The following is a 23,006-nucleotide window of genomic DNA, read 5'->3' as shown; positions in this document are numbered from 1 at the left end:
CTTATGCGTTTTCGGTTTTAGACTCAGTTGACTCTTCTCTTTTTCTTCCAACCAGACCCTTACGTTTCTTCTCGTTGTAAGCAATTGAATGCTTATCCAGGGCGATTGTCATAAAACGCAAGATGCGCTCGTCACGACGGAATTCGGTCTCCAAAACGTCAACCACGTTCCCTTCATTTGCTGTATATTCTACAACATGATAGAAACCTGAATTTTTCTTTTGGATGGGGTAGGCCAGCTTGCGCAATCCCCAATTTTCTTCATGTACAATCGATCCACCATTTGCGGTGATGATTGTCGTGAATTTTTCAACGGCGTCCTTTGCCTGGGCCTCAGACAAAATGGGAGTTAGAATGAACACCGTTTCATATTGCTTAGACATACGGTAATTGATTAATTATATAATGTAAAATAAAAACCCTCACTTTGGGTTCATACCAAAATGAGGGTGCAAAAATAGGGCTTGAAATCCATAATTCCAAGCCCTGATCTTACTTAAATTCAAGTTATTCAGCCTCGTTACTTCACTTCGAAGTCGCCCTGCCCTATTTTAAATCCTTCGCTGTAAACCTCGATAGCATATTTGCCATCTTTCAAAGGAATGCCGCCGCGTCCGTACAAAATATCAACCGACTGGCCGCTGTTTGTGAAATTGACAGTCTGGCGTGAGCTGTAAATCAGCTCTTTACCGTCGTGAATAAATGATCCCGAACCTGTGGCCATATCCGATAAAACCGCTCCGTCCGGATCCAGAATACGCAGATACATTTCTTTTTCATTCTGCTTGGCAACAGCATTTGGCGCCAGTGAGAAATTTACACGCAGCTTATCAATGCGTTTTGCCTTGTATTTTCCGCCTTCGCGCTCTTTTCCTCTTGCCGAAACTGCATTAACCGTCAGGTTTTCAGCCCGTAACGCGGAAGCAATGCTTACTTTTTCAGCCAGTTCCCTATTTTGAACCGAATAATTAGTCACAGAATCAGCAAGCAACTGCTTCTCGGATTCCAGCCCGGTTACCTTCTCGTTCAACTCCTGATTTTTCGTAGTCGCAATTCCCAATTCCTGCCTTAGCTGGGCGATTTCCGTGTCTTTTTCGTTCAACACATTTTCGTAACCCTTGATCTTCTTGTTATAACCGGAAGCAGAATAACTGCTCATATTCTTTAATTCCTGCTTATCCTTTTCAAGTTGCAGCTTCATTGCCATCAAGGAATCCACACTTCCGCCCAGTTTCTGGATTTCTGCGATCTTAATGTCCAGCTCCTGCGAAATGGAATCGAGCTTGGTTTTGATAAAGAGAACTTCCTCTGTTTTAGCAGTTATAATGTCATCCTTAGCGAGATTTTCCTGTTTTTCGTGATAGATAAAATAAACAAGCACCAAATTAAGCAATAGCAATACGGCCAAAGCGGCCCATAGGAGGGTCTTCCTGTCTTGCTTTTGTTCCTGATTATAGTCCATACAGAAGGTTATATTTTTTAATTCGTTGGTAAAAGAACTATGTTTTTTTCAATTTTGAAATATGTTAACATCTATTTCTAAGCGCCTGCGGTGAATTTGTTTCTTTAATCCTTTAATTATCAAAAAATTAGAATCTCAAAATGCCAACAATTGCTGACAACATTGCCCAAATAGAAAAAGGATTAAAACAGGAAACGCGTTTAATTGCAGTAACAAAAACCAAGCCCGAAGAAGTTCTCATGGAGGCTTATAACGCTGGCTGCAAGCGTTTTGGAGAAAATAAGGTCCAGGAAATGACTGCCAAATACGAGGCGCTGCCAAAAGACATTGAGTGGCATATGATCGGTCATTTACAAACCAACAAGGTAAAATACATGGCTCCTTATGTGACTCTGGTCCATTCGGTTGACAGTTTCAAGTTGCTGAAAGAGATTAATAAGGAAGCTGCTAAAAACGACCGGATCATTCCGTGCCTGCTTCAAATTTTTATCGCGCAGGAAGAAACAAAATTTGGACTTTCGGAAGAAGAAGCTCGGGAGATTATTACATCGCCGGAGCTTTCGGACCTACAAAATATCCGCATTGCAGGCCTGATGGGAATGGCTTCCAACACGGAGGATGAACAAGTTGTTCGTGCCGAATTCAAGGGATTGAAAACACTGTTTGAATCCTTCAAGTCCTATCAGAATGAGCAGGTTAGCATGCAGGAACTCTCCATGGGCATGAGTGCGGACTACACGATCGCGATGGAAGAAGGCAGCACATTGATCCGGGTCGGAAGTTCTATTTTTGGGTCAAGGTAAAGGGAGTACGCCAGCCACTTTGTCCCGTACGAAGTCAAACGAAAGCTGCGCGCATGGAATGCCCTTTTGTCGCACGAAAACAGCATTTTCCTGACTTCCATAACCGCCCGAATATGGATTATACTCAGGAAAATCATTCAGCGAACCCATCAAAATCACCCCAAAAGTACCCGAAGCATTACCCAAATGCGAAGGTCCGCTGTCCAGCCCGATAAAATAAGAAGCGCGGCGGATCACCTCGGCCGTTTCCAGAATGCTCAGTTGCCCGCACAGGTTGCGATAAACTCTTGTACTCACGTTCAAATTGCTTTTCAAGCCGATTTCAACAATTTGATAAGGATAATTATCTGCAAGCCACTGCACCAGCTGCTCCCACTTTTCGGCAGGCCAGTCCTTTGGCGCGTAATTGGATTGGCAATGCAGCACAATAAAGGGTTCTTTTAAATTTAGGGAATCCACTTTTTGCCGATGACTTTCCTGTAAATAAAGTTTCGGCTTATCATCCGCAGGAAATGTAGCTTTCTCGGGAATCAAATCACCCGTTTGCGCGAAAACTTCCAGCAGATTGCCATAGTTGAAATAATTGTAAATGTTGATGTTACGTCGCGCTGCAACCGGATTATCAACGAAAACCTGGCATTTGGGACAATGGTTGTTGTTTGTGAATTGCAGTTGGATAACCTCGTCAAAAATGCCTGTATCCAGCAATGTTTTACGTTGGGTCACACAAAATTCCCTGAAAATTTCATCAATAGAAGGATTATGCGCGACCAGTTCGCTGAACGATGGCTTTACAAACCAGACAATGTGCGCATCGGGATGCAGTGACCGCACGTAACGGGAGATGGGTTCCGCTGCCACAATATCCCCGAAATGCTCCGTACGGATGATCGCGATCAGCTTCTGACCTTTATTTAACTTGCCTTTGACACCTTTGAAATGTAAATAAGCCTGATAACCAAGCAGGTGCGCTTTACCAATGTGCGTGTATTTGTAATAACGATGAGTCCAGAGCGCTATAAAACTTTTTAAAGTCATTTGCTAAGTATAATCTACAATGTGCGGCAACGTCCAATCCGCCTTTACAAGCTCGCAAGATAATAAAATTGAAACAAAGAGTTGGTTACGCTGCATTCCGGGCATAACTTTACCGGGCTGCATGGCCCCGATTTTGCGAGCCAAAGTGCAGCGCAGACCTCATTTTCAATTATCCAGATTAATACAAAATACTATGAAATTCATGATTCAGGCCGGTGGAATATTGGGTGCGCTTGCAGTTGCCCTGGGCGCATTCGGGGCACATGCATTGAAGGGAATGCTCGAAGCATCCGGCAGGAGTGAAACTTTTGAAACAGCCGTAAAATACCAGTTTTACCACGCCATAGCCATGGTTTTGGTAGGGCTGCTTATGCAACGGGCTGGCACAGATGCTATCAAATTACTAGGCTGGTCGGGCAATGCATTCGCAATCGGCGTAATCATTTTTTCAGGCTCGCTTTACGCCATCTGCTTCACCGGCATCACCAAATTTGGCGCCACCGCACCTATTGGAGGCGTGGCATTGATAGTGGGTTGGGTGTTGCTGATTTTAGCGGCGGGGAAGGTTTAGTTTTGAATGATTGAATGACTGAATGATTGAATGAAAAAATATTCAGTCATTCAGTCATTCAATCATTCAAAATTATTTCACCCCCGCGACAAAGTAAACGGACGCTGCGCGTCGATTTTCAGGAATACAAAAAGCAGTATTGAGAATGACCAGAGTGAGGAACCGCCGTAACTGAAAAACGGCAGCGGGATCCCGATTACGGGCATCAGCCCGATTGTCATGCCGACATTGACCATGAAGTGGAAGAAGATGATCCCGGCCACGCAATAGCCATACACCCGCGCGAAACGGCTTCGCTGCCGTTCTGCGAGCACGACAAGCCTGGCGATTAATGAAACAAAAAGCACAACGACGACTGCCGAGCCGATAAAGCCGTGCTCCTCGCCTACTGTACAGAATATAAAGTCGGTGCTTTGCTCGGGTACGAAGTCGAATTTAGTCTGCGTTCCCTGCAAAAAGCCTTTCCCCGAAAATCCGCCTGAGCCGATTGCAATCTTAGATTGGATTACGTTCCAGCCAATGCCACGCGGATCGGAATCGGGATCCAGAAGAACCATAATACGGCCTCTCTGGTGTTTTTGAAGGACATTATTCATAAAAAAGTCCACCCCGAACACGATCCCGATCATGACAAATGCAATAATGATCGTGGCCCAAAGCCCGCCCCGCCTTCGCGTCATCACCGGCATCAGCCAGATTGCCAGACCTGCAATCACAATGATCACCGCTGCGATATACCACTTCACAAAAAGCAATGTAATGATCAGCAAAGCCGCCGTAACCATCCCGATAGCCGGAATAAATCCAGGCATTCCCTCACGGTAAAGCACGATGGCAAATGACGCAAACACGAGCATAGAGCCCGTTTCATTAGACAAAAGGATCAAAAATGCCGGCAGTGCAATGATTCCCATAATGGGATAATAATCTTTGAGCTTGCGGGTAAGGCTGATCGCCGGATCGCTCAGATATTTGGAAATCGCCAGACTGATCGCCAGCTTGGAAAACTCAGCAGGTTGAAGCGAAAAAGCGCCAAATTTGATCCAGGAGCGAGATCCGTTAATGTTGGAACCGGCAAACAAGACCACGATCAGCAGGAAAACAATAACCGCATATATAATGAAGGAAAAAGTCTCGTAAAATTTGTAATCAATTACCAGAATACAAATGATCAGCACCGCTGCGGTCCCGATCCACATCAACTGCTTTCCAGCATTGTTCCCCAAATCGAACATGCTCATATTCACCTCCGGGTTATAAACGGCCGCGTAAATGTTCACCCAGCCAATCCCCAGACAAGCGATGTAGATAAGCACCACCATCCAGTCAACATTCTTCGTTATGGGCTTATTTTCAGCCATTTTAAGTCTTTGGTTATTGTTTCTTAGGTGCAGTGACTGACTTCGTAATCGGTATTTTTTTAGCCGAATCCGCAGTGATCAGCTTTTTCTTTAACGAATCGACTGAGATCGGTTTTTTCTGTCCGGGCAGGATTACTTTGCTCATCAAGTCGGCTTTGAACATCCGTTCTTCCAGTGCTTTATTGGTAACCTTCCTGGTCAGATATTTCTCAATGATCAAGTTGGCGATCGGCGCTGCTGCCGAACCTCCTGCTCCTGCATTTTCAACAAATACGGCGATGGCGATTTTTGGGTTTTCAACCGGCGCGAAGGCGATGAAGATCGAGTGGTCATCCCCGCGTTTGTTCTGCGAGGTCCCGGTCTTACCTGCAATGGTAATCCCCTCAACACGCGACCGGCGGGCCGTTCCGCCTTCCACCGCGCCGATCATTCCTTCAATAACCGGATCAAAATTGTGGGCATCAACGCCCGTCTCATGTCTTACCAGAAATTCAGGGTTCACTTTTTTCGCATCACCAATGCCATGGATCACGTGCGGGGTATAGAAATAACCTTTGTTCGCTATGATCGCGGCCACATTGGCCATTTTCAACGGCGTGATCAGCAACTCGCCTTCGCCAATGCTTAATGAATATATGTTGGAGAATTTCCAGCGATATTCGCCATAGAAGCGGTCATAGTATTTTTTATTTGGCAAATTCCCCTTGTATTCACTCGGAAGGTCAATCCCCAACCTTTGTCCAATCCCAAATTTACTGATCGCATCATGCCATGCGTCCAGCCCGACGGCCGAGGCTTTGAATGTATTTTGAATGTTGTTTTTATAAATAATTCTCCTGAAAACATTGTAAAAATACGGGTTACAAGAGTGCATAACGCCCAAGGCGACGGTTCCGGTTGCCGGGTGATTGTGGCAGCCCACCGGGCAGTTGGCATGCGTAAAACCACTTTCCGGCGTGATCACACCTTCCTGCAAACCAATCAAAGCCTGGATCAACTTGAATGTAGACCCCGGACGGTAACTCGCCATAACCGGTCTGTTGAAGAGTGGTTTATAAGGGTTTCGCGCCAGTGCAGCATAGTTTTTGGAAAAATAGCGGCTTGCCAGAATATTCGGATCATAAGTCGGCGCGGAAACCATGGAAATGATCTGCCCGGTTTTAGGTTCGATCGCCACAACGCTGCCCACTTTGTTAACCATCAGACTATCTGCATATTGCTGTACTTCCAGGTCGATTCCCGAATAGAGATTGTCGCCCGCAACGGCCATGGTGTCGAGCTCGCCGCCTTTCCACGGGCCTTTGTAAACGCCGCTCACATTCTGCATCACGAACTTCGTTCCGCGTTTACCACGCAGTTCATTTTCATAAATTTTCTCAATCCCGCTCTGGCCAATATAGTCGCTCTGGCGGTAGTAAGGCTCTTCCTGCTTTTCCAGCTGGCCTCTCGTGATCTCACTCACATAACCCAGCGTGTTCGCAAGTGTAGGCGCTGTATACGTACGCAGGGAGCTTTTAGCGAATTCAAAACCCGAATAATCGACCATAATGTCCTGAATGGAGGCAAAATCCTCTTTGGACAACTGGCGAAGAAATAAGGATGGTTTAACGCGGCTATATGCGCTCGCGGCGTTCATTAAGCTGTCAAAATCGCGCCGCTCTATGCCTAAAACCTGGCAAAAACGCAGCGTATCGTCGACTCTCGCCTTGTAAGGCGTGACCAATAAATCATAAACGGGCGTGTTATAAACGATGAGCTTTCCTGTGCGATCGTAAATCTGGCCCCGGAAGGGAATTTCGATAACGCGCTTAATGGAGTTGCTGGACGATTCGATGGAATAACTTTCGTCCAGAACCTGCAAGTAGAAAAGTCGAAATAAGTAGATGAGACCTACTAACGCAAAAAAACCAATGATGACAAAGCGACGACTTTCAAGCATTCTGCACTAAAATTCCTGTTCTCAATTTTCACACGAAGTTCGTCATATCGCAAGACTTATCAAAGCCCGTTTTCGGGATTCACGCACTAAAAACCTGATTTTAAAAAGAATAAATCGCCTATTCCCCTTTCGCCTCCACCATCACCACACTTTCCTTATCAATCACCACGGCGCCCTCCGGCAAGCCCTTTGGTTTACGCACAAATTTCTTGGGCGTGTAGATCACCGGACACAGCGAATCGTTCTTTCTTTTGGAATAAAAAGCCGCTAATTCGGCTGCCCGCTCAATCACTAACGCCGGAAAATTGCGTCCAGGCTGGTTTTTGACGACCACATGCGAGCCGGTAACGTCCTTAGCGTGCAGCCAAAGGTCGTCTTTGGAAGCAAATTGTTTGGTCAACACATCATTGTTCTTCGCATTGCGCCCGATCAGGATGGTGTAACCCATGAATTCCACTTTTTTGAATAGATCCGTGGCCGTTGCAACGGCTTTTGTCTGGTCGAGGCCATGGGTTTTAATGTAACCCCGCAGTTCCCGCAAGGACTCGATTGCTTCGATTGCAGTTAAATGTTTGGCCAGATTCTGACGCTCCGTTTCCCGGGCGGCGAGGCTGTCGTTCAGTCTGCCTAATTCGATTTTCTCATTTTTGGCCTTTCTGTAATAACCTTCTGCGTTTTTCTGGGCGGTAAGATCCTTTTTGAGCTTAATAGTGATGGGCTGGTCGCGGTAGAAATCGAACAGTTCTATTTTTTCGGTGCGCTCGGGAATGGCGTGGAGATTGGCCATAATAATGTTACCAATCTCATCATTCTTGGTGGCTTCTTCCAGTTCGACAAGCTTTTTAAATGTATTTTCTAAATAATTATCAGTCTGCGAAAGCCTTTTTTTCAGCATGCGAATGATCTCAGCCTTTTCCTTCTCAATGCCGCTTAGCCGGATATAGGCCAGATAAAAACCATTCAGCGCCTCAATAGGATCATTATATTCGGAAATAATGTCGCCAGCAGGCAAAAGTGAGAGCGTCGGAACGAGCTCGATTTTGGTTAGATAATAAGGCGGCGCATTCAGTTTGGTCAGTGTCTGCTGAATAATGTTCCACTTCTCTGCGGCATCATTTAAACCACTTATCTTCTCTGTCAAATAAGCATTTACCAGCTTTCCGAATGTTGGAAATAAGGGTTCAAAACGCTCATTATTGTGGATAAATGCTTCGTAAGTCTGGTCAATGTCGCGGTTGAGTGATTCGGATGTGATTGATTTATCCGCCGGAAGTTTGTTATTAAAAAGCTGTGTGGCAGCGCCTGCTTCATTCAACGCAATGAGATTAGACCGGTTACCGAAAAGCTTGAAGACCAGCTTTTTACCATCTTGAAAACTAATCTGAATTGCGCGTTCATTCAAATAAACCTGAACAAAATCTACTGTTTGATTTTGAAAATCAGTGAAAAGATTTACGCTATTTCGGCGTGCCCGATCGAAACTATCCGGGAAGCTCAGGCAAGCGAAATTGGATCTTAATGTGGCTTTGATAAAAAACGGATCAACCAGATTTTCGCCATATGTGGAGGCGTCGAAAACGAGGATAATTTCGTCTTTTTCCTGACTGAAAGCTTCAATAAAGGTTTTTCCGGCCAGTTGCTGATGCAAGGCCGGGGCAAGCTGTTTTAAGAAATAATAATTCTGATGCACGTCATTTCGGATAATTCAGCGCAAAAGTAGGCACTTTTAACCTAACCCGGTTACGCTGGCCAATCTCCGCTCCTCTTCCTGAACCGCATCGAGGAAACCATTTTTCGCCAGCCACGCATCATTATAATAAGTATCCTGGTAACGCTCACCCGAGTCGCAGATCAGCGTGACGATCGAACCTTTCAAATCCTGCTTCTTCATTTCCTGCGCCAGTTGCAGCGCGCCCCAGAAATTAGTCCCCGTGGAACCGCCTACCCTTCTGTTCAAGAGTTTGGACAATGTTTTCATCGCCGCAAAACTCGCCGCATCTGGCACGCGAATCATATGGTCCACCACGGTTGCAATAAAAGAAGGCTCCACCCTCGGCCGGCCAATGCCCTCAATCCGTGATCCAAAATCGCTGCAAACGCCCGGATCATTGGTTTGCCAGCAATCGTAAAAAACTGAATTTTCCGGGTCCACCACACAGATCCGGCTCGCATAACGCTCATAACGCACATAACGGCCCAATGTCGCCGAAGTCCCGCCAGTTCCCGCGCCTACAACGATCCAGGTCGGGACCGGGTGCGCTTCAAACTGCATTTGCCGGAAAATCGATTCCGCAATGTTATTGTTCCCCCGCCAGTCGGTTGCCCGCTCCGCATAAGTGAATTGGTCCATAAAATGACCATTATTTTCCTCTGCAACGCGCCTGGAAACGTCGTAAACCTCGGCAGGATGGTTTACAAAATGACATTTCCCGCCATAAAATTCAATCGCCTGCACCTTGTCCTGGCTTGTCGTTTTAGGCATTACCGCAATGAATGGCAAACCCAGTAACCGCGCAAAATAGGCTTCCGAAACCGCAGTAGAGCCACTCGATGCCTCCACAACCGTCGTCCCCTCATGAATCCAGCCATTGCAAAGCCCATACAAAAACAGCGACCGCGACAACCGGTGCTTCAAGCTCCCCGAAGGATGCGTCGATTCATCCTTAAAATAAAAATCAACCCCTTCAAAAGCAGGCAATTGCAAAGGAATCAAATGCGTATCCGCCGACCGCTGATAATCCGCCTCAATCTTTGTAATGGCAGCGGTTACCCAGGAATTTGACATAATTGTTTTGAAACATTTGTTAATAATGTCAGCAAGAACGGAATATTTCGAATCAATTTTCAGTTCTTCTTATAGGAAACCCGACTTCCTTTGACCTTACATAAAAGGTTGTTAATTTGTAAAAAAATTTAATCACTTAGAATGGAACAGGCGACTAAATTAAACTCCATGCAGTTGTTTATGCTCAAAATGTTCGAGAAGCAGCTGAACAGCAAACAGGAAAAAGAAATCAAGCAGTTGCTTTCGGAGTATTTTGCGAAGCAGATTGATGATGAAATGGATGAAATTTGGAAAAAGCGCGGGCTATCGCAGGAAGATTTGGATGAAGCGCTGATAACACACAAACGCACTAAATATTAATGAATGGTTCTCGTCATCGACACCAACTGCCTGATGGTAAGCATTCCCAAACTATCAGCCACGCGATGGTTATTTGATGGTTTGAAAGCAGGGATTTTTGAGTTTGGCATTTCGACTGAAATACTTGAAGAATATGAAGAGGTTATAGGCGGATTTTATTCCCCTAACCTGGCCACCAATGTGGTTGAACTACTCCCAAATCTGGAAAACGCAATCTGGGTTACGCCTTTTTATCGCTGGAATTTGATCACTGATCAGGATGACAACAAGTTCGTAGACTGCGCTTTGGCTTGTCAGGCTGATTACATCGTGACGCATGACAAACACTTTAATGCACTAGCATCCATTCCTTTTCCAAAAGTCAATATCCTGAGTATGCAGGAATTAAAAGCACGTTTGGAAATTCAATAACGACAAAAAGATACACCCCAAAAAAAGAGAAGCTTCCCAAACCCGGGAAGCTTCTGCAATATTACCACTACACTTGAAATCTTAATGTACAGATGATGGATCAACCTTGGTTTTGCCGCTTTTGGTCCAGAGTACAAAGGGGACGCAGATGAGGAACATGAGTCCCAGATAAAGGAACACGTCCATGTAGGACATCACCTGCGCCTGTTTTGTGACCGTATAGTCCAGGATCTTGTAACCGCTTTTCAGCGCCACATCCGCTGGCATTCCCTTGGCCATAAATGATTGTTTCAAACCTTCGACGCGCTGCATGACAGACGGATTATTGATGTCCAGCTTGCTCACAAGATCATTACGGTGCAGCATATTCTGGCGGGCCAGGTAAGTTGTGATCACCGCCACGCCAAACGAACCGCCCAGCTGCCGCATCATTCCGGTAAATGCGGCTCCTTCACCGATTTCCCTTCCTTTTAATGTCGATAAGGCTAATGTTGTAATTGGTACGAATAGTAATCCTAAGCCAATTCCACGCACGATCAGCATGTTGAAGAACGCATCTTTTCCGGTGTCAGGCGTAAGGATGAGGTAACCCCAGTAACTGTAAATAAAGAAGAAAACCATCCCGGCCGAAACCAGATATTGCTGCTTCACACCGCGCTGAATGAGCTGACCCACAATGGGCATCATCATGGCCGTAACAATCGCCGCGGGCACCATCAGCATCCCCGATTGCGTCGCCGTCCAGCCTAATGTGGCCTGCGTGTACAATGGAATGATGAAAGTTGAACCATATAATCCGAACCCGAGAATGAAGGATAAAATGGTCCCTACGCGCAGGTTTCCATTCGCTAAAACGCGGAGGTTAACGATCGGATTTTTATAAGTCCATTCGCGCCAGATGAAGAAAAAGAAGCCAAAAACAGAGGTTACCGTTAACAGAATGATGATTTCGTCATTGAACCAGTCTTCTTCCTGCCCTTTTTCCAACACATATTGGAGCGAACCTACGGCAACGGCCAGCAGCACTATGCCCCAGTAATCGATTTCATTCGCCGCTTTCTTTTGCGAAAACCTCGGACTTCTAACAAATTGTAAAGTAAGCATGGCGGCAATGATGCCGAGCGGAATGTTGATATAAAAAATGTACGGCCAGCTGTAATGATCCACAATGTAACCTCCCAGCGGCGGTCCCAATGTTGGACCCACGATCACACCCAGACCGTAAATGGCCTGCGCGATCCCGCGCTTTTCGGGTGGGTAACTTTCGGTGATCAGTGTTTGTGCGGTTACGAGCAAGGCGCCACCGCCTAATCCTTGTATTAATCTGAAAAATACAAGTTCCCAGATGTTGTTCGCATTGCCGCAAAGAAAGGAGGCAACGGTAAAAATAATGATCGAAGCGGCAAAGTAATTGCGGCGGCCAAACTGCTGCGAAAGCCAGCTGGTCATGGGCACAATGATCACATTACCAATGGCATAAGCCGTAATAACCCAGCTCACTTCGGATAATGTACCGCCCAGGTTTCCCCGCATGTCGTTGAGCGCCACATTGACAATGGTGGTGTCAACGATTTCGAGCAACGCGCACAGTACAGCTGTTATCGTAATGATGACCCTGCGGAAACCATATTCGACGAGTGATTCCTGTAATTCCATTTAATTTGGGTTTAAGGTCAGTGTGCTGATCCTTAGTTCAATTCCACATCCACGAACACGTTCATGCCCGGTCTTAATTCTGCTATGCGCTGGTCGTTTGGCTGGGTAAATTCAATTCTTACCGGCAGACGCTGCACCACTTTTACAAAGTTTCCACTTGCATTATCAGGAGGAAGCAAAGCGAATCTTGCGCCTGTTGCTGGCGAGAATGAAGCCACTTTTGCTTCAAATTCATGATCCGGATAAGCATCCACATGGATTTTCACGTGTTGTCCCAATTTCATTTTGGTCAACTGCGTCTCTTTGAAATTCGCAACAACCCAGGGCTCCGTAGTGGAGATAATGCTGAACAGCGACTGACCGGCCTGTAAAAACTGGCCCACCTGCGCATTCACTTTCGAAACGCGGCCATCTGTCGGCGCCGTAATGACTGTGTAAGAAAGGTTTAGCTCTGCATTGGCAATTTCTGCCTGGCGTGCCTTAATGTTTGCATTGGCAACATTGGTTTGCACGGAAGTTGCCCGAGTCTGGCTGCCTGCTGCTTTTGCCTGGCGTTCCGCTGCGTTTTTCTGCGCCACCAAAACAGCCAGCTGACGCTCTGCTTTTTGTTTCGTTGCAGAAGCCTGCTCATATTCCTGCTGCGTGATCGAATGGTCTTTGATCAGGTTTTCGTAACGCGCAAAATCCTGATTTGCCCGCCATACATTCACTTTCGCTTCTTCAATCTGCGCTTCTACAATCGACACATTCGCCTGATACGTGATGCCGCTTGCCTGCGATGCATTCGTGGTTGCATTGGCTACGACCAAACTTCCCTGCGATCCCGCCAGTCCGGCTTTTGCCTGTTCCAGCTTGATCAGCTGATCGCGGTTGTCAAGCACGATTAATGTGTCGCCTTTTTTAACAGTTTGGTTGTCCTTTACTTTAATTTCTGTTACATAACCTGATATCCTGGGAATTACAGGGCTAATGTTGGCGTCGATCTGCGCGTCATCTGTTTCTTCGTGATGCAATCCGTGGTTGTATTTGTTAAAACCCCACGTTCCGCCGATCGCAATCAGCACGCAAAGAATGATCACGAATGTGTAGCTTTTCTTTTTTGGAGCTTCCTCTGTTTCCAATGTATTTTGTCTGGTTTCCATTGTGTAATGTTGAATTTTGAATGACTGAATGAGTGAATGTCCGATATGATCTTCGGTTAATTAATCACTCCTGCTGATTGTTCTAGTTTTTTGTAGGCTACGATGGCGTCGGCTTTGGCGGCTTCGTAGTTGATGCGCGACTGCACTTGGGCGACGTCTGCATCGAGTAATTCAGTGGTGGTTACCAGACTGTTATCATATTTGTTTTTGGTAATCCGGTAATTTTCGTCGGCTTGCTCCACTGCTTTGGCGTACACATCGATTTTTCTTTTGCTTAAAACATAATTATAATAAGCCGTGTTGACTTCCAAATGAATGCGGTCCAGCAGGATCTCTTCATTTGTTTTCAGCTGATAAACTTTCGTTCTCGCCTGCTGGATTTTCGCACCCGATTTCCACAGTGATCCAATGTCATAGCGAACGCCAATTCCCGCATTCATCGCATTTGGAATCGTGGCAACGCCGGGGATGCTTAGTGCAACATAACCTGCTGTTAGGGCCACATTGGGATAAAAATCTGCCTTGGCAACCTTAATGTCTGTATTTGCGGCCTTCTGGCGGATGCCGTTGGCTGCAATGTCTTTGCGATGCGAAATGGCCGTTTGCTCCCATTCTGCCGCATTGCCTTCTTCTTTTAATGTGATAAAACTGGCCGAATCCGCTGCAAGCACCGTGTTTTCAGGCATGCCCAGCAGGAGGTTCATATTAATGGTCGTTACTTTCAGATCGTTTTCAGCGTCCAGCAAGGCAAGCTCAATGTTCGATTCCTGTAATTTGGCTTTCATCAGGTCGTTTCTGGCGAGCATTCCGTTTTTTTCACGGTTTGTAAATTCCGCTACGCGCTCCCGTTCCCGCAACAGGTTCTCTGCAACCAGATCCACCGATTTTTTTGCTTTGTACAAATTGCTATACGCTGCCACGGTGTTCTGGATCACGGCATCCCGGTCGTTTTCGGCGTCCAGCTTAGCTGCCTGTTCCAGGTAATGTGCTGATTCCAAGCCATATTTAAATCTGAAACCTGAAAAAATCGGAAGAGATGCGCTCGCCATTCCGTACATTACCTGGTGCACTTCGGGAGAACTGGTTTGTGTGCTGTCGTTCCCGTTCCTGGGTAGTTTGAGGTTAATGTTCGGAGAATTCAATCTCAGGTAAGATCCCGAAACGCTCAGACTTGGCAACTGATTCTCCCGGATCTGCTTAATACTCAGACCGGCAAGGTCCACGTTGGTCTGACTTAGTTTGAGCTGTTTGCTGTTTTGTAAACTCATTTCAATCGCTTCTTCCAGCGTCAACTTGCGCTGTTCCTGGGCGAACGAATGAGCGGTTGCGGCGAGCCAGAACACGCTGGCGATCGCAAAAACCATTCTTTTAGTCCTGGTTGTGGTGTTCATTAGTTACTGTTGATTTAAATAAACTTTTTAAGTGCTGGCTTAACTTTCTTCTCAAATGCGTCTGAAATTCAGCCTCTTCCATGTCTTCCAGACCATTGATCCGCTTGTAAAATTCTTGTGTGGCGATTGCGTAATTGATCGTCCCATATAATGTTGTGGTCATCAGGCTGAGGTCAATGTTCTTGCGAAATGCGCCCTGGGCTTGTCCTTCCTCGATCAGCTTCTGCATCAATTGAATATTGCGCATTTTTAGAGTCCTGATATGCTCCGAAATGGTGGGCGTGCGTTCCGAGGAAAGCTGCTCGCGCATCATAATGTTGTGAAAGCATTGGTTTCCCATCAGGCGGTCAATAGCACTGTCTATCAGGATGTTGATTTTCTGAATGGGAATTAGATCTTCGTTACTCAGCAAGTTTTCCATCCGCGAGCGGGACTCACCCATCCGCATCGCAAAAAGTGCCTCGATCAGTTTTTCCTTGGATCCGAAATAATAGGAGATCATCGACACATTCACATTGGCCTCCTGCGCGATGTCCCGCACCGAAGTTCCCGCAAACCCTTTGTCGGCGAACAGGCGTTCAGCGACTTCTATAATTTGTATTTGCTTTGTGTTATATTCCATTTAAATGACTCATTAACAGTTGTTAGTATTAGCTATCCGATAATGATGATGCAAATTTACGCTGGCTCAAAACAAAAATCAAACGCTTGTTTGATTTTACTAAACAAACGTTTGATTAGTAAAATGAAATGTTGCTTTAATACCATTAAAATTTTTTTAATCTCGAGGAAAGGCCGGTTGCAACGAAAATGATGGGAACATTGTCCTATTTTTAAGGCAAACGGGCACATGAAAACATCCGTTTGCTCCGCAGGCCTGCGTTTTGGCAAAACTCCTCGTTCCATGAAAATACTTTTTACCAAAAACCTTGGGCTGATCCTTCTTTTTCTGGCAGCTTGTAATGTAGCCTTGGCTCAGCAAAGTCTTCCAGTCTGTGGCACCAATGATTCATTATCAGCATCCCGGCTTCAAAAATTCGCTCGCGTAAAAGACCTCACCCGCGCCAGAACGGCCAACGAGCAAAAACTGGAATACAGGCTCGCCCTCGACATTAATTATAAAACATATATGCTCTACGACGGAGATAAGGCCCTGATTACAAGGCGCGCCGTCGAGTTTATCAATCGTGCCTCCGCTATTTTCGAGCGGGATATTAATGTGAAACTGACCATCACGTCAATCCTGATCTGGGACAAGCCCGAGCCGTATGCCCTGGATGAGGATTTTCAGTATTATGGCAATGTTCAGAATTACTGGGCATCCAACCGAAATGACGAAAGAGACGCAGTGGTGAGCCTTTCCAGCCGGGATGGCTGGTTTTATGGCGGCTATCGCATGTGTTCTTCCAATTTTCCACGGCCCGAAATGCCTGACCTTGCCGTCGATTTGCTTTGTCATGAGCTTGGGCACACATTAGGCTCTCCGCATACGCATAACTGCTCGTGGCCAGGAGGCCCGATCGACCGTTGTACGACTTTGGAAGGTTCGAATTCGGAGTGCGAAGAAGGCTATCAGGAATCTGTCAATGGTTCTCTAATGTCCTATTGCCGGTCTGTTTTGCGTTTTCACCCTTTGTGCCAGAACCTGATGCGGAATTATGCCGAGGGCAATATGGATGGGAATTTCAGACTAAATGCCATTCAGGCAAACCCGAACGCGCCGGATTCATTGATCGTTTATGAGGATGACGCTCAAAACGCCTCCAATACGCCTTCATTTCGCTGGAAAACGCCTTTTGGTGTAGACCAATATCGCTTCCAGATTGCCAGCGACGCTGCTTTCACCAACATTGTCGAGGACACATTGATTGCCCAGTCACATTTCACATCCGCCGGGCAAGGCGAAGGATCCTATTTTGCGCGCGTAGGCACCGGGCAGATTCCAAAGGCGGTATTATGGTCTCCTACGCTGTCATTTTCTATCTCGCCGTTTAACCAAAAATCTGCTTCGCCGCTCTTAATGAGTGCTTTATGGAGAAATGACGGATTATTTTCCGGGCGTTTACAGCAATACGAGGGCATAGAATCGTATCAGATTGAAGTGATTGATAAGAACCAGAATGATCGTGGTATCTATCATGATTTCCCCGTTACCAGCCAAAAAATTCAGCATTTCAACATTATACTCAGGCCCAGCGGCTCCGAACGATATGCCGTTCGGCTTCGGGTGAAAAAGAACAATGTATTCAGCCAATGGACTGACGCCCAGTACTTCTTCCCCCCATGGAACACCACGTTGTTGCCCGCTACAAATCTTTCCAATACAGCAGCCAAGCCCATTATCGCCGTTTCGACGCTCATCTCATCCATGCACACCGGGTTTTGGCAGAGCATTGAGATTGCCAGTGACGCTGCATTCAAAAATGTTATTTTCAAAGATTCCATTGCGCTCAGCGAAATGAATGGTGCTTTCGCTAACAAGGGTGTTTTTCAACCCGGCTTACAGGAAAACCAGGCTTATTTTGGTCGGACCAGAGCGCAATATATGCCTGGTATTTTCACTGCCTGGAAAAATTTCGAAATAAAAACCAATTGGGATGATTCGCGATTTGAATTCCTGGGCGTGGTTTCCAAAAACCTGCTTTCCACTTCAAATGGATATGGTGTGCTGAAAAACCGTTTTTATAATGCTGGTGACAAACTGTACGTCTACGAATTCAGCAACGGCTTTTATGCATCAAAAGACCTCAAAACCTGGCAAGCCAGCACCATAGCAACGACAAAAGGCAAGAGCCCGAACACCATCCATTTTTTCGGCGCCGGATGGGATGACGTTTTCGCAATGAGCTTCAATGCAATGCTCAAACGCAAGGTCGACGGAACATATGACAGAAGTTTTGCAAACGAAAAGTTTTTCTCGGACGAATTGGCGCCGCTTGTGATTACCGCTTCAACGGGTATATTTTTCAAAACATTTGACCGCGGCGTCGGGCGGTTCCTGAATGGCGAATGGACATTTTACGGCCAGGATGTCCTTGGCAGCAATCACGTGATTTGCGTTGCAGCGGATGCCGCGGATAATGTCTGGGCGGTGATGGAGGGTGGCCTGGTCTATTCATTTAAAGATAATCATTGGGCTCCGCAGCCTCATTTGAACGGTTATCCAGGTATTGCAGGCATTGCTTTTGACAGCCAGCAGAATCTTTTTGCCTATGGCGAATGGGGTGTTTCGAAGCTGAGGAAAAACTCCGAGGCATGGGAGCCGCTCTTCTCATTGCCAGGTTACATGATCCGAAAAATCATTTTTGACAAAAACAATCAAATGTGGGCGGCTGCTTACGGTTATCCCGATCAGAATTACGAGCCGCATGCATTGATTAGGTACAAAGACCAAAAAACAACCGCTTATGCCGATGGCCTGAATATACTGAAAGAGCCGTTTGACATTACTATTTTTAATGATAAGCTGTTGATTCTTACAACCGGAGGCGAAATCCACTCGTTTCAGGAAAATGAGTTCCAGCGCTTCCAGCCCAAAGCATCCTACAATGCCGGCGAAGAAATAACCGTGACGCTGACCACAAACACGACTTTTGGAAAAAATAACGAAACCACCTTTATCCTGCGCAACACCGCCAACAACGCAATCACAAAAATTACCGGCGTGAACATGACGGACAGGGCTTACACCCTAACGATTCCCGACGACATTATGGGCGGCACTTATCAACTAAGAACCGCAACCACAGAACCGGAAGTAACTAGCAATGAAAGTGTTGCATTTAAAATCATCGCATCTTCCAATGCTAACATGCCTGATGAAGTTACTTTGATGCAGAATGTCCCTAACCCAGCCGGTGCGAGCACGGACATTGCTTTTTTCCTCCCCGCCGACGAACAGATGACATTGACTCTATTTAATGTTAAAGGTCAAAAAATCAAATTATTAGCAGACGGCAAATTTCCTGCGGGCTGGCACATTGCGAAGCTTGACGGGCAGTTGCTTCCATCGGGGATTTACATTTATCAGCTCAAAGCCGGCAATGTGACGAAAACACTGAGAATGGTACGCTGAGGTTATTTAACGCGCTGCGGATTCTCGCTTACAAACGCGCCCCAGCCGCCCTTTTTGGATTTTTTGGAGGAGCCGGTTGAGACAGAAGCAGGTGAATTGGCGTGATATTGGTGGCAAATGGCAATCGCGATTCCGTCGGTGGCGTCCATGAATTCGCGGCTCAGTTCCATGTTCAGAATTTTTTCCAGCATATAGGCAACCTGCTCCTTCGAAGCGCTTCCGCTGCCTGTCACCGACTGCTTCACCTTTTTGGGCGAATATTCGACGATCGGAATGTCCCTGGCGAGGGCGGCTGCCATCGCCACGCCTTGCGCGCGGCCAAGTTTGAGCATGGATTGCGGATTTTTGCCGTAAAATGGATCTTCAATCGCCATTTCGTCGGGCAGATATTCCTCGATGAGCTGGGTGATGCGCTCAAAGATTTTCTTTAACTTCAACTCGTGCGTAGTATATTTGCTCAGATGAATCACACCATATTGAACCAAAGTAATGTGCTGGCCTTTCACCGAAATCACCCCGTAACCCATCACCTGGGTGCCGGGATCCACTCCAATAATCACTTTTTCGGTAGCGTCGGTTTGCTGCATTTTAATCATGGTGCAAGATAAGGAACTCTCCCCTGCCAAAGAAAAAAGAAACCTGCAAAACCTCCTCTGGCTGGGCAAGCTCATCATCACGCTCCTGATCCTGAGTTATATCTATAAAACATTCCGGAATGAGCAAAAAGGCATCGGCGACGTCGGCGCTGTTTTTCATGATATCCTTGTGATTGATCATTTCCCGATCTTGTTTTTTATGCTGCTGCTGGTGCCTGTCAACTGGGCGCTGGAAAGTTTGAAATGGCAGCAACTGGCCAAAAAAGTGGTTGATATCAGCTTCCGGGACGCATTTCGGGGCACATTAACCGGCCTTGCATTTGGCGTTGCGGCTCCGGCGCAGCTTGGCGACACCATCGGGCGCGTGGCCGCATTGAAGTCGGACCGGCGGCTGGAAGCGATTGGGGCGGCGATTGTTTCCAATGGCATTCAGTTTTACATTTCCGTGGTGGCCGGAGCGGTGGGCTGGCTGCATTTGCAGGAAAAAATAGGGCTTTCTTTGCAAAGCAAACAGGTGATTAATGTAGTCCTTGCCGTGGTGATTATTTCCGGGATTTTGGTTATACAGTTCCGCAAACCACTCACCGACTGGCATCCGAGGCGCAAGGTTTTCCAGAAAATGCACACTTATCTTCGCATTATCGGCAATTACGCTGCATGGGATATCGGTGTTTCTACGTTATATGGGTCGCTGCGTTACGCCGTGTTCCTGAGCCAGTTCGTCCTGGCGCTATCCCTTTTCAACTTTCCCGTTCCTGCGCTTGAACTCGCCTCTGCGGTTTCGTTGATTTTTCTGGCCAAAACGCTGATCCCGGCTATCAATGTGCTGGGTGATCTGGGACTGAGGGAATTCACTGCTTTGCTGGTTTTTAAACAATATCATTTGCCTGCGGACGAGATTATCGCGGCAACTTTTTTGGTTTGGATACTCAATGTGCTCGGACCGATCCTGATCGGGATTTTCCTGATCTGGAAATATAAATGGAGTAAGATGAAATTTTCAGGCTCCAATAACTGATTCAATGACAACCCATTATATAACTTCCTGGCTGATTCCCCTACTCTGGCTCGTCATTTTGAGTTACTCGGTTTTTACATTCATTCTTACCTTTTTCTGGAATCGGATCAAGCCATCGGGTGTTTTTAAGTTTGATAAAAGGATTTTCATCACGGTCATTGTCCCGGTGCGGAATGAGGAGGATAACATTGGTTTGCTGCTTAATGACCTGGATAAGCAACATTTCCCGCATGAGCAATTTGAAGTGCTCATCATGGACGACAACTCCACCGACCGCACTGCGGCGATCGTTCAGGCGCTGGCTGCAAAATCGCAGGTAAACCTTCATCTGATCACGCTGCCCGACACGGCTACGACTTCTCCCAAAAAGCGGTCGATTGAAACGGCCATATCACGTGCAAAAGGCAACTTAATCGTCACCACCGACGGGGATTGCCGCGTAGAATCGGGTTGGTTACAGTCTATTGCAGCCTGTTATGCGGCCACAAACGCTAAGTTAATCAGTGCACCGGTCACCTTTTCTGAGGAAACAACGCTTACTGACCATTTGCAAACTGTGGAATTCGCAAGCCTTATCGGCAGCGGCGCGAGTGCCATTGCGGCTGGCTATCCTTCCTTATGCAACGGGGCGAACCTTGCTTACGAAAAGAATGCGTTTATTGAAGTCGATGGATTTGAAGGCGTGCGGCACATTGCCTCGGGTGACGATGAATTTTTGATGCACAAAATCGCAGCCAAGTATCCGAAAGGGGTTCATTTCTTAAAAGATCCAAGGGCGACTGTGACGACGAAGGCGCATGATAACTGGCAGGCCTTCTTCCGGCAGCGGAAGCGCTGGGCGAGTAAGTGGAAACATTATCAAAGCAAAACACCGCTGTTATTGGCGATCTACATTTTCGCTTGCAATTTTTCGCTGATCGTAAGCGGATTGCTTTTTGCGTTCGGACTAGTGGATGGCTACTTTTTTCTAAGCCTGTTATCTGCCAAATGCTTGCCGGAGTGGCTTTTTCTCGGCTCTGTTTTGACTTTCCTTAAAAAGCAGAAATCGATTCTCTACATTCCGATCACACAGATTATCTATCCTTTTTATGTGTGCTTTTTCGGGCTGGCAGCGCAGAAGCCCGCGTATGAGTGGAAAGGGAGGAAGTTGGTTTGAATAAAAACAATCACTTTTAGAGTGGCATTTGGCGAGGATTAATTGAGCTGGAAAGCCAACATACGCACACAATGCAATTTTATAAGGATGTATTGCATTCAAATTTTCAATGACGTAACGTCTTGCAGAAAGTATTTGTCGATTACTTTCAGCGTAATCGATTGAGGTGCTACGGCCATGGCCATATTTCTTAGGAAAACGGCCATACTATTTTCCCACTGTCCCATTTTCCCTAACATCAGGCTGTCGTCAACAATTGATTTTGCCCGCGGAAACTGGATCGATTCATATAGTTGAAATGCTGTGTCTGTAATGCCATATTTTCTCATGATCTCACCTAATAAGTAAGCACCTTCAATAGCAAGACACCCGCCTTGCCCCAGATTGGGTGTAGTCGGGTGTGCTGCGTCGCCTATTAGTGTGCAATTCCCCCTGGTCCAACCCCTGACGGGAATCCTGTCGGACAGGCTATCCTTAACGATGTAGTCACTTTTGGCAATCAACTCTGAAATGGGATGGTGCCAGTAACCAAAGAGCCTTTGTAACTTTGGCTTGGTTCCTTCGGGCTCATCATCGGCCATAAATTTTTCGTTCGATGTAGCCCACCAGCCGTATCGCCCGTCCGGGAGCGGGACGATGCCTACCCGTTTACCTTTTCCATAACTTTCGCTCGCGTAATGAATTTCTGAGTTGGACGCTGCAATGCCGCGCCACATATTATAACCCCGAAAAACCGGCTTCCCATCATTCATAATGCCCTGCCTCACAACAGAATTGATCCCATCGGCTCCTATCAGGGCGTCGAACATTCTGGAGTCACCATTATTAAAAGTGAGTTTCACTTTTCCATCACCCGTGCTTTCAAAAGATTCCAATGTATGATTGGGGTAAAATGTCGCTTCCGCATGTTTGAGTAGGATTGCGTAAAGATCTGTGCGAAGCATCCCGAGTGCCGGAAGCTGATAACGCGGCTCGGTCTGGGCGAGAATTCTCCCCTTGTCTGTCTTCATAAAAATCCTGGTGATTGCACTGCCTATTCCTACGACTTCCGGCAACAATCCAAGTTGCTTTAATACCCGCAGTGCGTTGGGGAATAAACTGATTGCCACGCCGATCTCCTTAAACTCCGCATTTTTTTCGAATATATGGCACTTAAAACGTGAACCTTTCAGGCAAATAGCCAGGGTTAAACCTGCAATTCCGCCACCGATGATCGCAATGTCCTTTGTGTGCATGGGGTTTG

Annotated in this window: 20 protein-coding genes; 7 read left to right on the top strand and 13 right to left on the bottom strand. The window is 46.5% G+C overall.

What is annotated here, in order from left to right; genetic code table 11:
* Window position 1 precedes the first annotated feature (1 nt).
* Both rpsF and LZG74_RS09130 read right to left on the bottom strand, forming a co-directional pair.
* Window positions 2-382: a 30S ribosomal protein S6 gene (gene rpsF, locus LZG74_RS09135; protein ID WP_026630175.1), complete on the bottom strand. Its 381-nt coding sequence runs from the start codon at window positions 380-382 to the stop codon at window positions 2-4.
* Window positions 383-519: 137 nt separating this feature from the next.
* Window positions 520-1,461, bottom strand: a complete 942-nt coding sequence (locus LZG74_RS09130) for a hypothetical protein (RefSeq protein WP_233796235.1) — start codon at window positions 1,459-1,461, stop codon at window positions 520-522.
* Window positions 1,462-1,601: 140 nt separating this feature from the next.
* Here LZG74_RS09130 and LZG74_RS09125 point away from each other — a divergent pair, with 140 nt between their 5' ends.
* Window positions 1,602-2,264, top strand: a complete 663-nt coding sequence (locus LZG74_RS09125) for a YggS family pyridoxal phosphate-dependent enzyme (protein WP_233796234.1) — start codon at window positions 1,602-1,604, stop codon at window positions 2,262-2,264.
* Here the strand turns inward: LZG74_RS09125 and LZG74_RS09120 are convergent.
* The gene (locus LZG74_RS09120; RefSeq protein ID WP_233796233.1) at window positions 2,256-3,302 is read right to left on the bottom strand and encodes a glycosyltransferase family 9 protein; all 1,047 of its coding nucleotides are present in this window, start codon (window positions 3,300-3,302) and stop codon (window positions 2,256-2,258) included. The genes LZG74_RS09125 and LZG74_RS09120 overlap by 9 nt on opposite strands.
* A 193-nt stretch (window positions 3,303-3,495) precedes the next feature.
* On the opposite strand from LZG74_RS09120, the gene LZG74_RS09115 reads away from it, so the two are divergent.
* Window positions 3,496-3,873 carry a DUF423 domain-containing protein gene (locus LZG74_RS09115; protein ID WP_233796232.1) on the top strand — a complete coding sequence of 126 codons (378 nt, stop codon included), beginning with the start codon at window positions 3,496-3,498 and terminating at the stop codon, window positions 3,871-3,873.
* A 77-nt stretch (window positions 3,874-3,950) separates the two neighbouring features.
* On the opposite strand, the gene rodA is transcribed toward LZG74_RS09115, so the two are convergent.
* From rodA to LZG74_RS09095, 4 genes are all read right to left on the bottom strand, one after another.
* Window positions 3,951-5,234 carry a rod shape-determining protein RodA gene (gene rodA / locus LZG74_RS09110; protein WP_233796231.1) on the bottom strand — a complete coding sequence of 428 codons (1,284 nt, stop codon included), beginning with the start codon at window positions 5,232-5,234 and terminating at the stop codon, window positions 3,951-3,953.
* Window positions 5,235-5,247: 13 nt separating this feature from the next.
* Window positions 5,248-7,173, bottom strand: coding sequence for a penicillin-binding protein 2 (gene mrdA / locus LZG74_RS09105; RefSeq protein ID WP_233796230.1), 1,926 nt, complete (start codon window positions 7,171-7,173; stop codon window positions 5,248-5,250).
* Window positions 7,174-7,291: 118 nt separating this feature from the next.
* Window positions 7,292-8,863: an NFACT RNA binding domain-containing protein gene (locus LZG74_RS09100; protein WP_233796229.1), complete on the bottom strand. Its 1,572-nt coding sequence runs from the start codon at window positions 8,861-8,863 to the stop codon at window positions 7,292-7,294.
* 36 nt (window positions 8,864-8,899) lie between these two features.
* Window positions 8,900-9,958: a PLP-dependent cysteine synthase family protein gene (locus tag LZG74_RS09095; protein WP_255699067.1), complete on the bottom strand. Its 1,059-nt coding sequence runs from the start codon at window positions 9,956-9,958 to the stop codon at window positions 8,900-8,902.
* Window positions 9,959-10,099: 141 nt separating this feature from the next.
* Between LZG74_RS09095 and LZG74_RS09090 the strand changes: the two genes are divergently transcribed.
* Both LZG74_RS09090 and LZG74_RS09085 read left to right on the top strand, forming a co-directional pair.
* Entirely contained in the window at window positions 10,100-10,318 is a 219-nt protein-coding gene (locus LZG74_RS09090; protein WP_026630184.1) for a hypothetical protein, read from the top strand.
* 3 nt (window positions 10,319-10,321) lie between these two features.
* Window positions 10,322-10,729, top strand: coding sequence for a putative toxin-antitoxin system toxin component, PIN family (locus LZG74_RS09085; protein WP_233796228.1), 408 nt, complete (start codon window positions 10,322-10,324; stop codon window positions 10,727-10,729).
* Between the two features lie 81 nt (window positions 10,730-10,810).
* On the opposite strand, the gene LZG74_RS09080 is transcribed toward LZG74_RS09085, so the two are convergent.
* From LZG74_RS09080 to LZG74_RS09065, 4 genes are read right to left on the bottom strand one after another with little or no spacing between them, the layout of a single operon-like run.
* Window positions 10,811-12,385, bottom strand: coding sequence for a DHA2 family efflux MFS transporter permease subunit (locus LZG74_RS09080; RefSeq protein WP_233796227.1), 1,575 nt, complete (start codon window positions 12,383-12,385; stop codon window positions 10,811-10,813).
* A gap of 32 nt (window positions 12,386-12,417) precedes the next feature.
* On the bottom strand, window positions 12,418-13,527 hold the full coding sequence (locus tag LZG74_RS09075) for an HlyD family secretion protein (RefSeq protein WP_233796226.1): 1,110 nt from the start codon (window positions 13,525-13,527) through the stop codon (window positions 12,418-12,420).
* Between the two features lie 56 nt (window positions 13,528-13,583).
* Window positions 13,584-14,918 (bottom strand): TolC family protein, encoded by a 1,335-nt coding sequence (locus LZG74_RS09070; RefSeq protein WP_233796225.1) that lies wholly within the window; start codon window positions 14,916-14,918, stop codon window positions 13,584-13,586.
* The gene (locus LZG74_RS09065; RefSeq protein WP_233796224.1) at window positions 14,896-15,540 is read right to left on the bottom strand and encodes a TetR/AcrR family transcriptional regulator; all 645 of its coding nucleotides are present in this window, start codon (window positions 15,538-15,540) and stop codon (window positions 14,896-14,898) included. Before LZG74_RS09065 ends, LZG74_RS09070 begins: the two co-directional genes overlap by 23 nt.
* A 282-nt stretch (window positions 15,541-15,822) precedes the next feature.
* Between LZG74_RS09065 and LZG74_RS09060 the strand changes: the two genes are divergently transcribed.
* Complete coding sequence (locus tag LZG74_RS09060) at window positions 15,823-18,993, top strand: zinc-dependent metalloprotease (RefSeq protein ID WP_233796223.1); 3,171 nt, start codon at window positions 15,823-15,825, stop codon at window positions 18,991-18,993.
* A gap of 2 nt (window positions 18,994-18,995) precedes the next feature.
* Here the strand turns inward: LZG74_RS09060 and ruvC are convergent, their stop codons facing one another.
* A complete protein-coding gene (gene ruvC / locus LZG74_RS09055) occupies window positions 18,996-19,580 on the bottom strand; it encodes a crossover junction endodeoxyribonuclease RuvC (protein WP_051350151.1) in 585 nt (194 codons plus the stop codon).
* A gap of 7 nt (window positions 19,581-19,587) precedes the next feature.
* Here ruvC and LZG74_RS09050 point away from each other — a divergent pair, with 7 nt between their 5' ends.
* Window positions 19,588-20,607, top strand: coding sequence for a lysylphosphatidylglycerol synthase transmembrane domain-containing protein (locus LZG74_RS09050; protein WP_233796222.1), 1,020 nt, complete (start codon window positions 19,588-19,590; stop codon window positions 20,605-20,607).
* Window positions 20,608-20,611: 4 nt separating this feature from the next.
* Window positions 20,612-21,763 carry a glycosyltransferase gene (locus LZG74_RS09045; protein WP_233796221.1) on the top strand — a complete coding sequence of 384 codons (1,152 nt, stop codon included), beginning with the start codon at window positions 20,612-20,614 and terminating at the stop codon, window positions 21,761-21,763.
* A gap of 98 nt (window positions 21,764-21,861) precedes the next feature.
* On the opposite strand, the gene LZG74_RS09040 is transcribed toward LZG74_RS09045, so the two are convergent.
* A complete protein-coding gene (locus LZG74_RS09040; RefSeq protein ID WP_233796220.1) occupies window positions 21,862-22,998 on the bottom strand; it encodes an FAD-dependent monooxygenase in 1,137 nt (378 codons plus the stop codon).
* Between the last annotated feature and the right edge of the window lie 8 nt (window positions 22,999-23,006).

The sequence above is a fragment of the Dyadobacter sp. CY327 genome (assembly GCF_021390415.1).
Taxonomy (GTDB): Bacteria; Bacteroidota; Bacteroidia; order Cytophagales; family Spirosomataceae; genus Dyadobacter; species Dyadobacter chenhuakuii.
The sequence above is the reverse complement of the archived record's forward strand: the minus strand, read 5'-3'. Positions and strand labels throughout refer to the sequence as shown.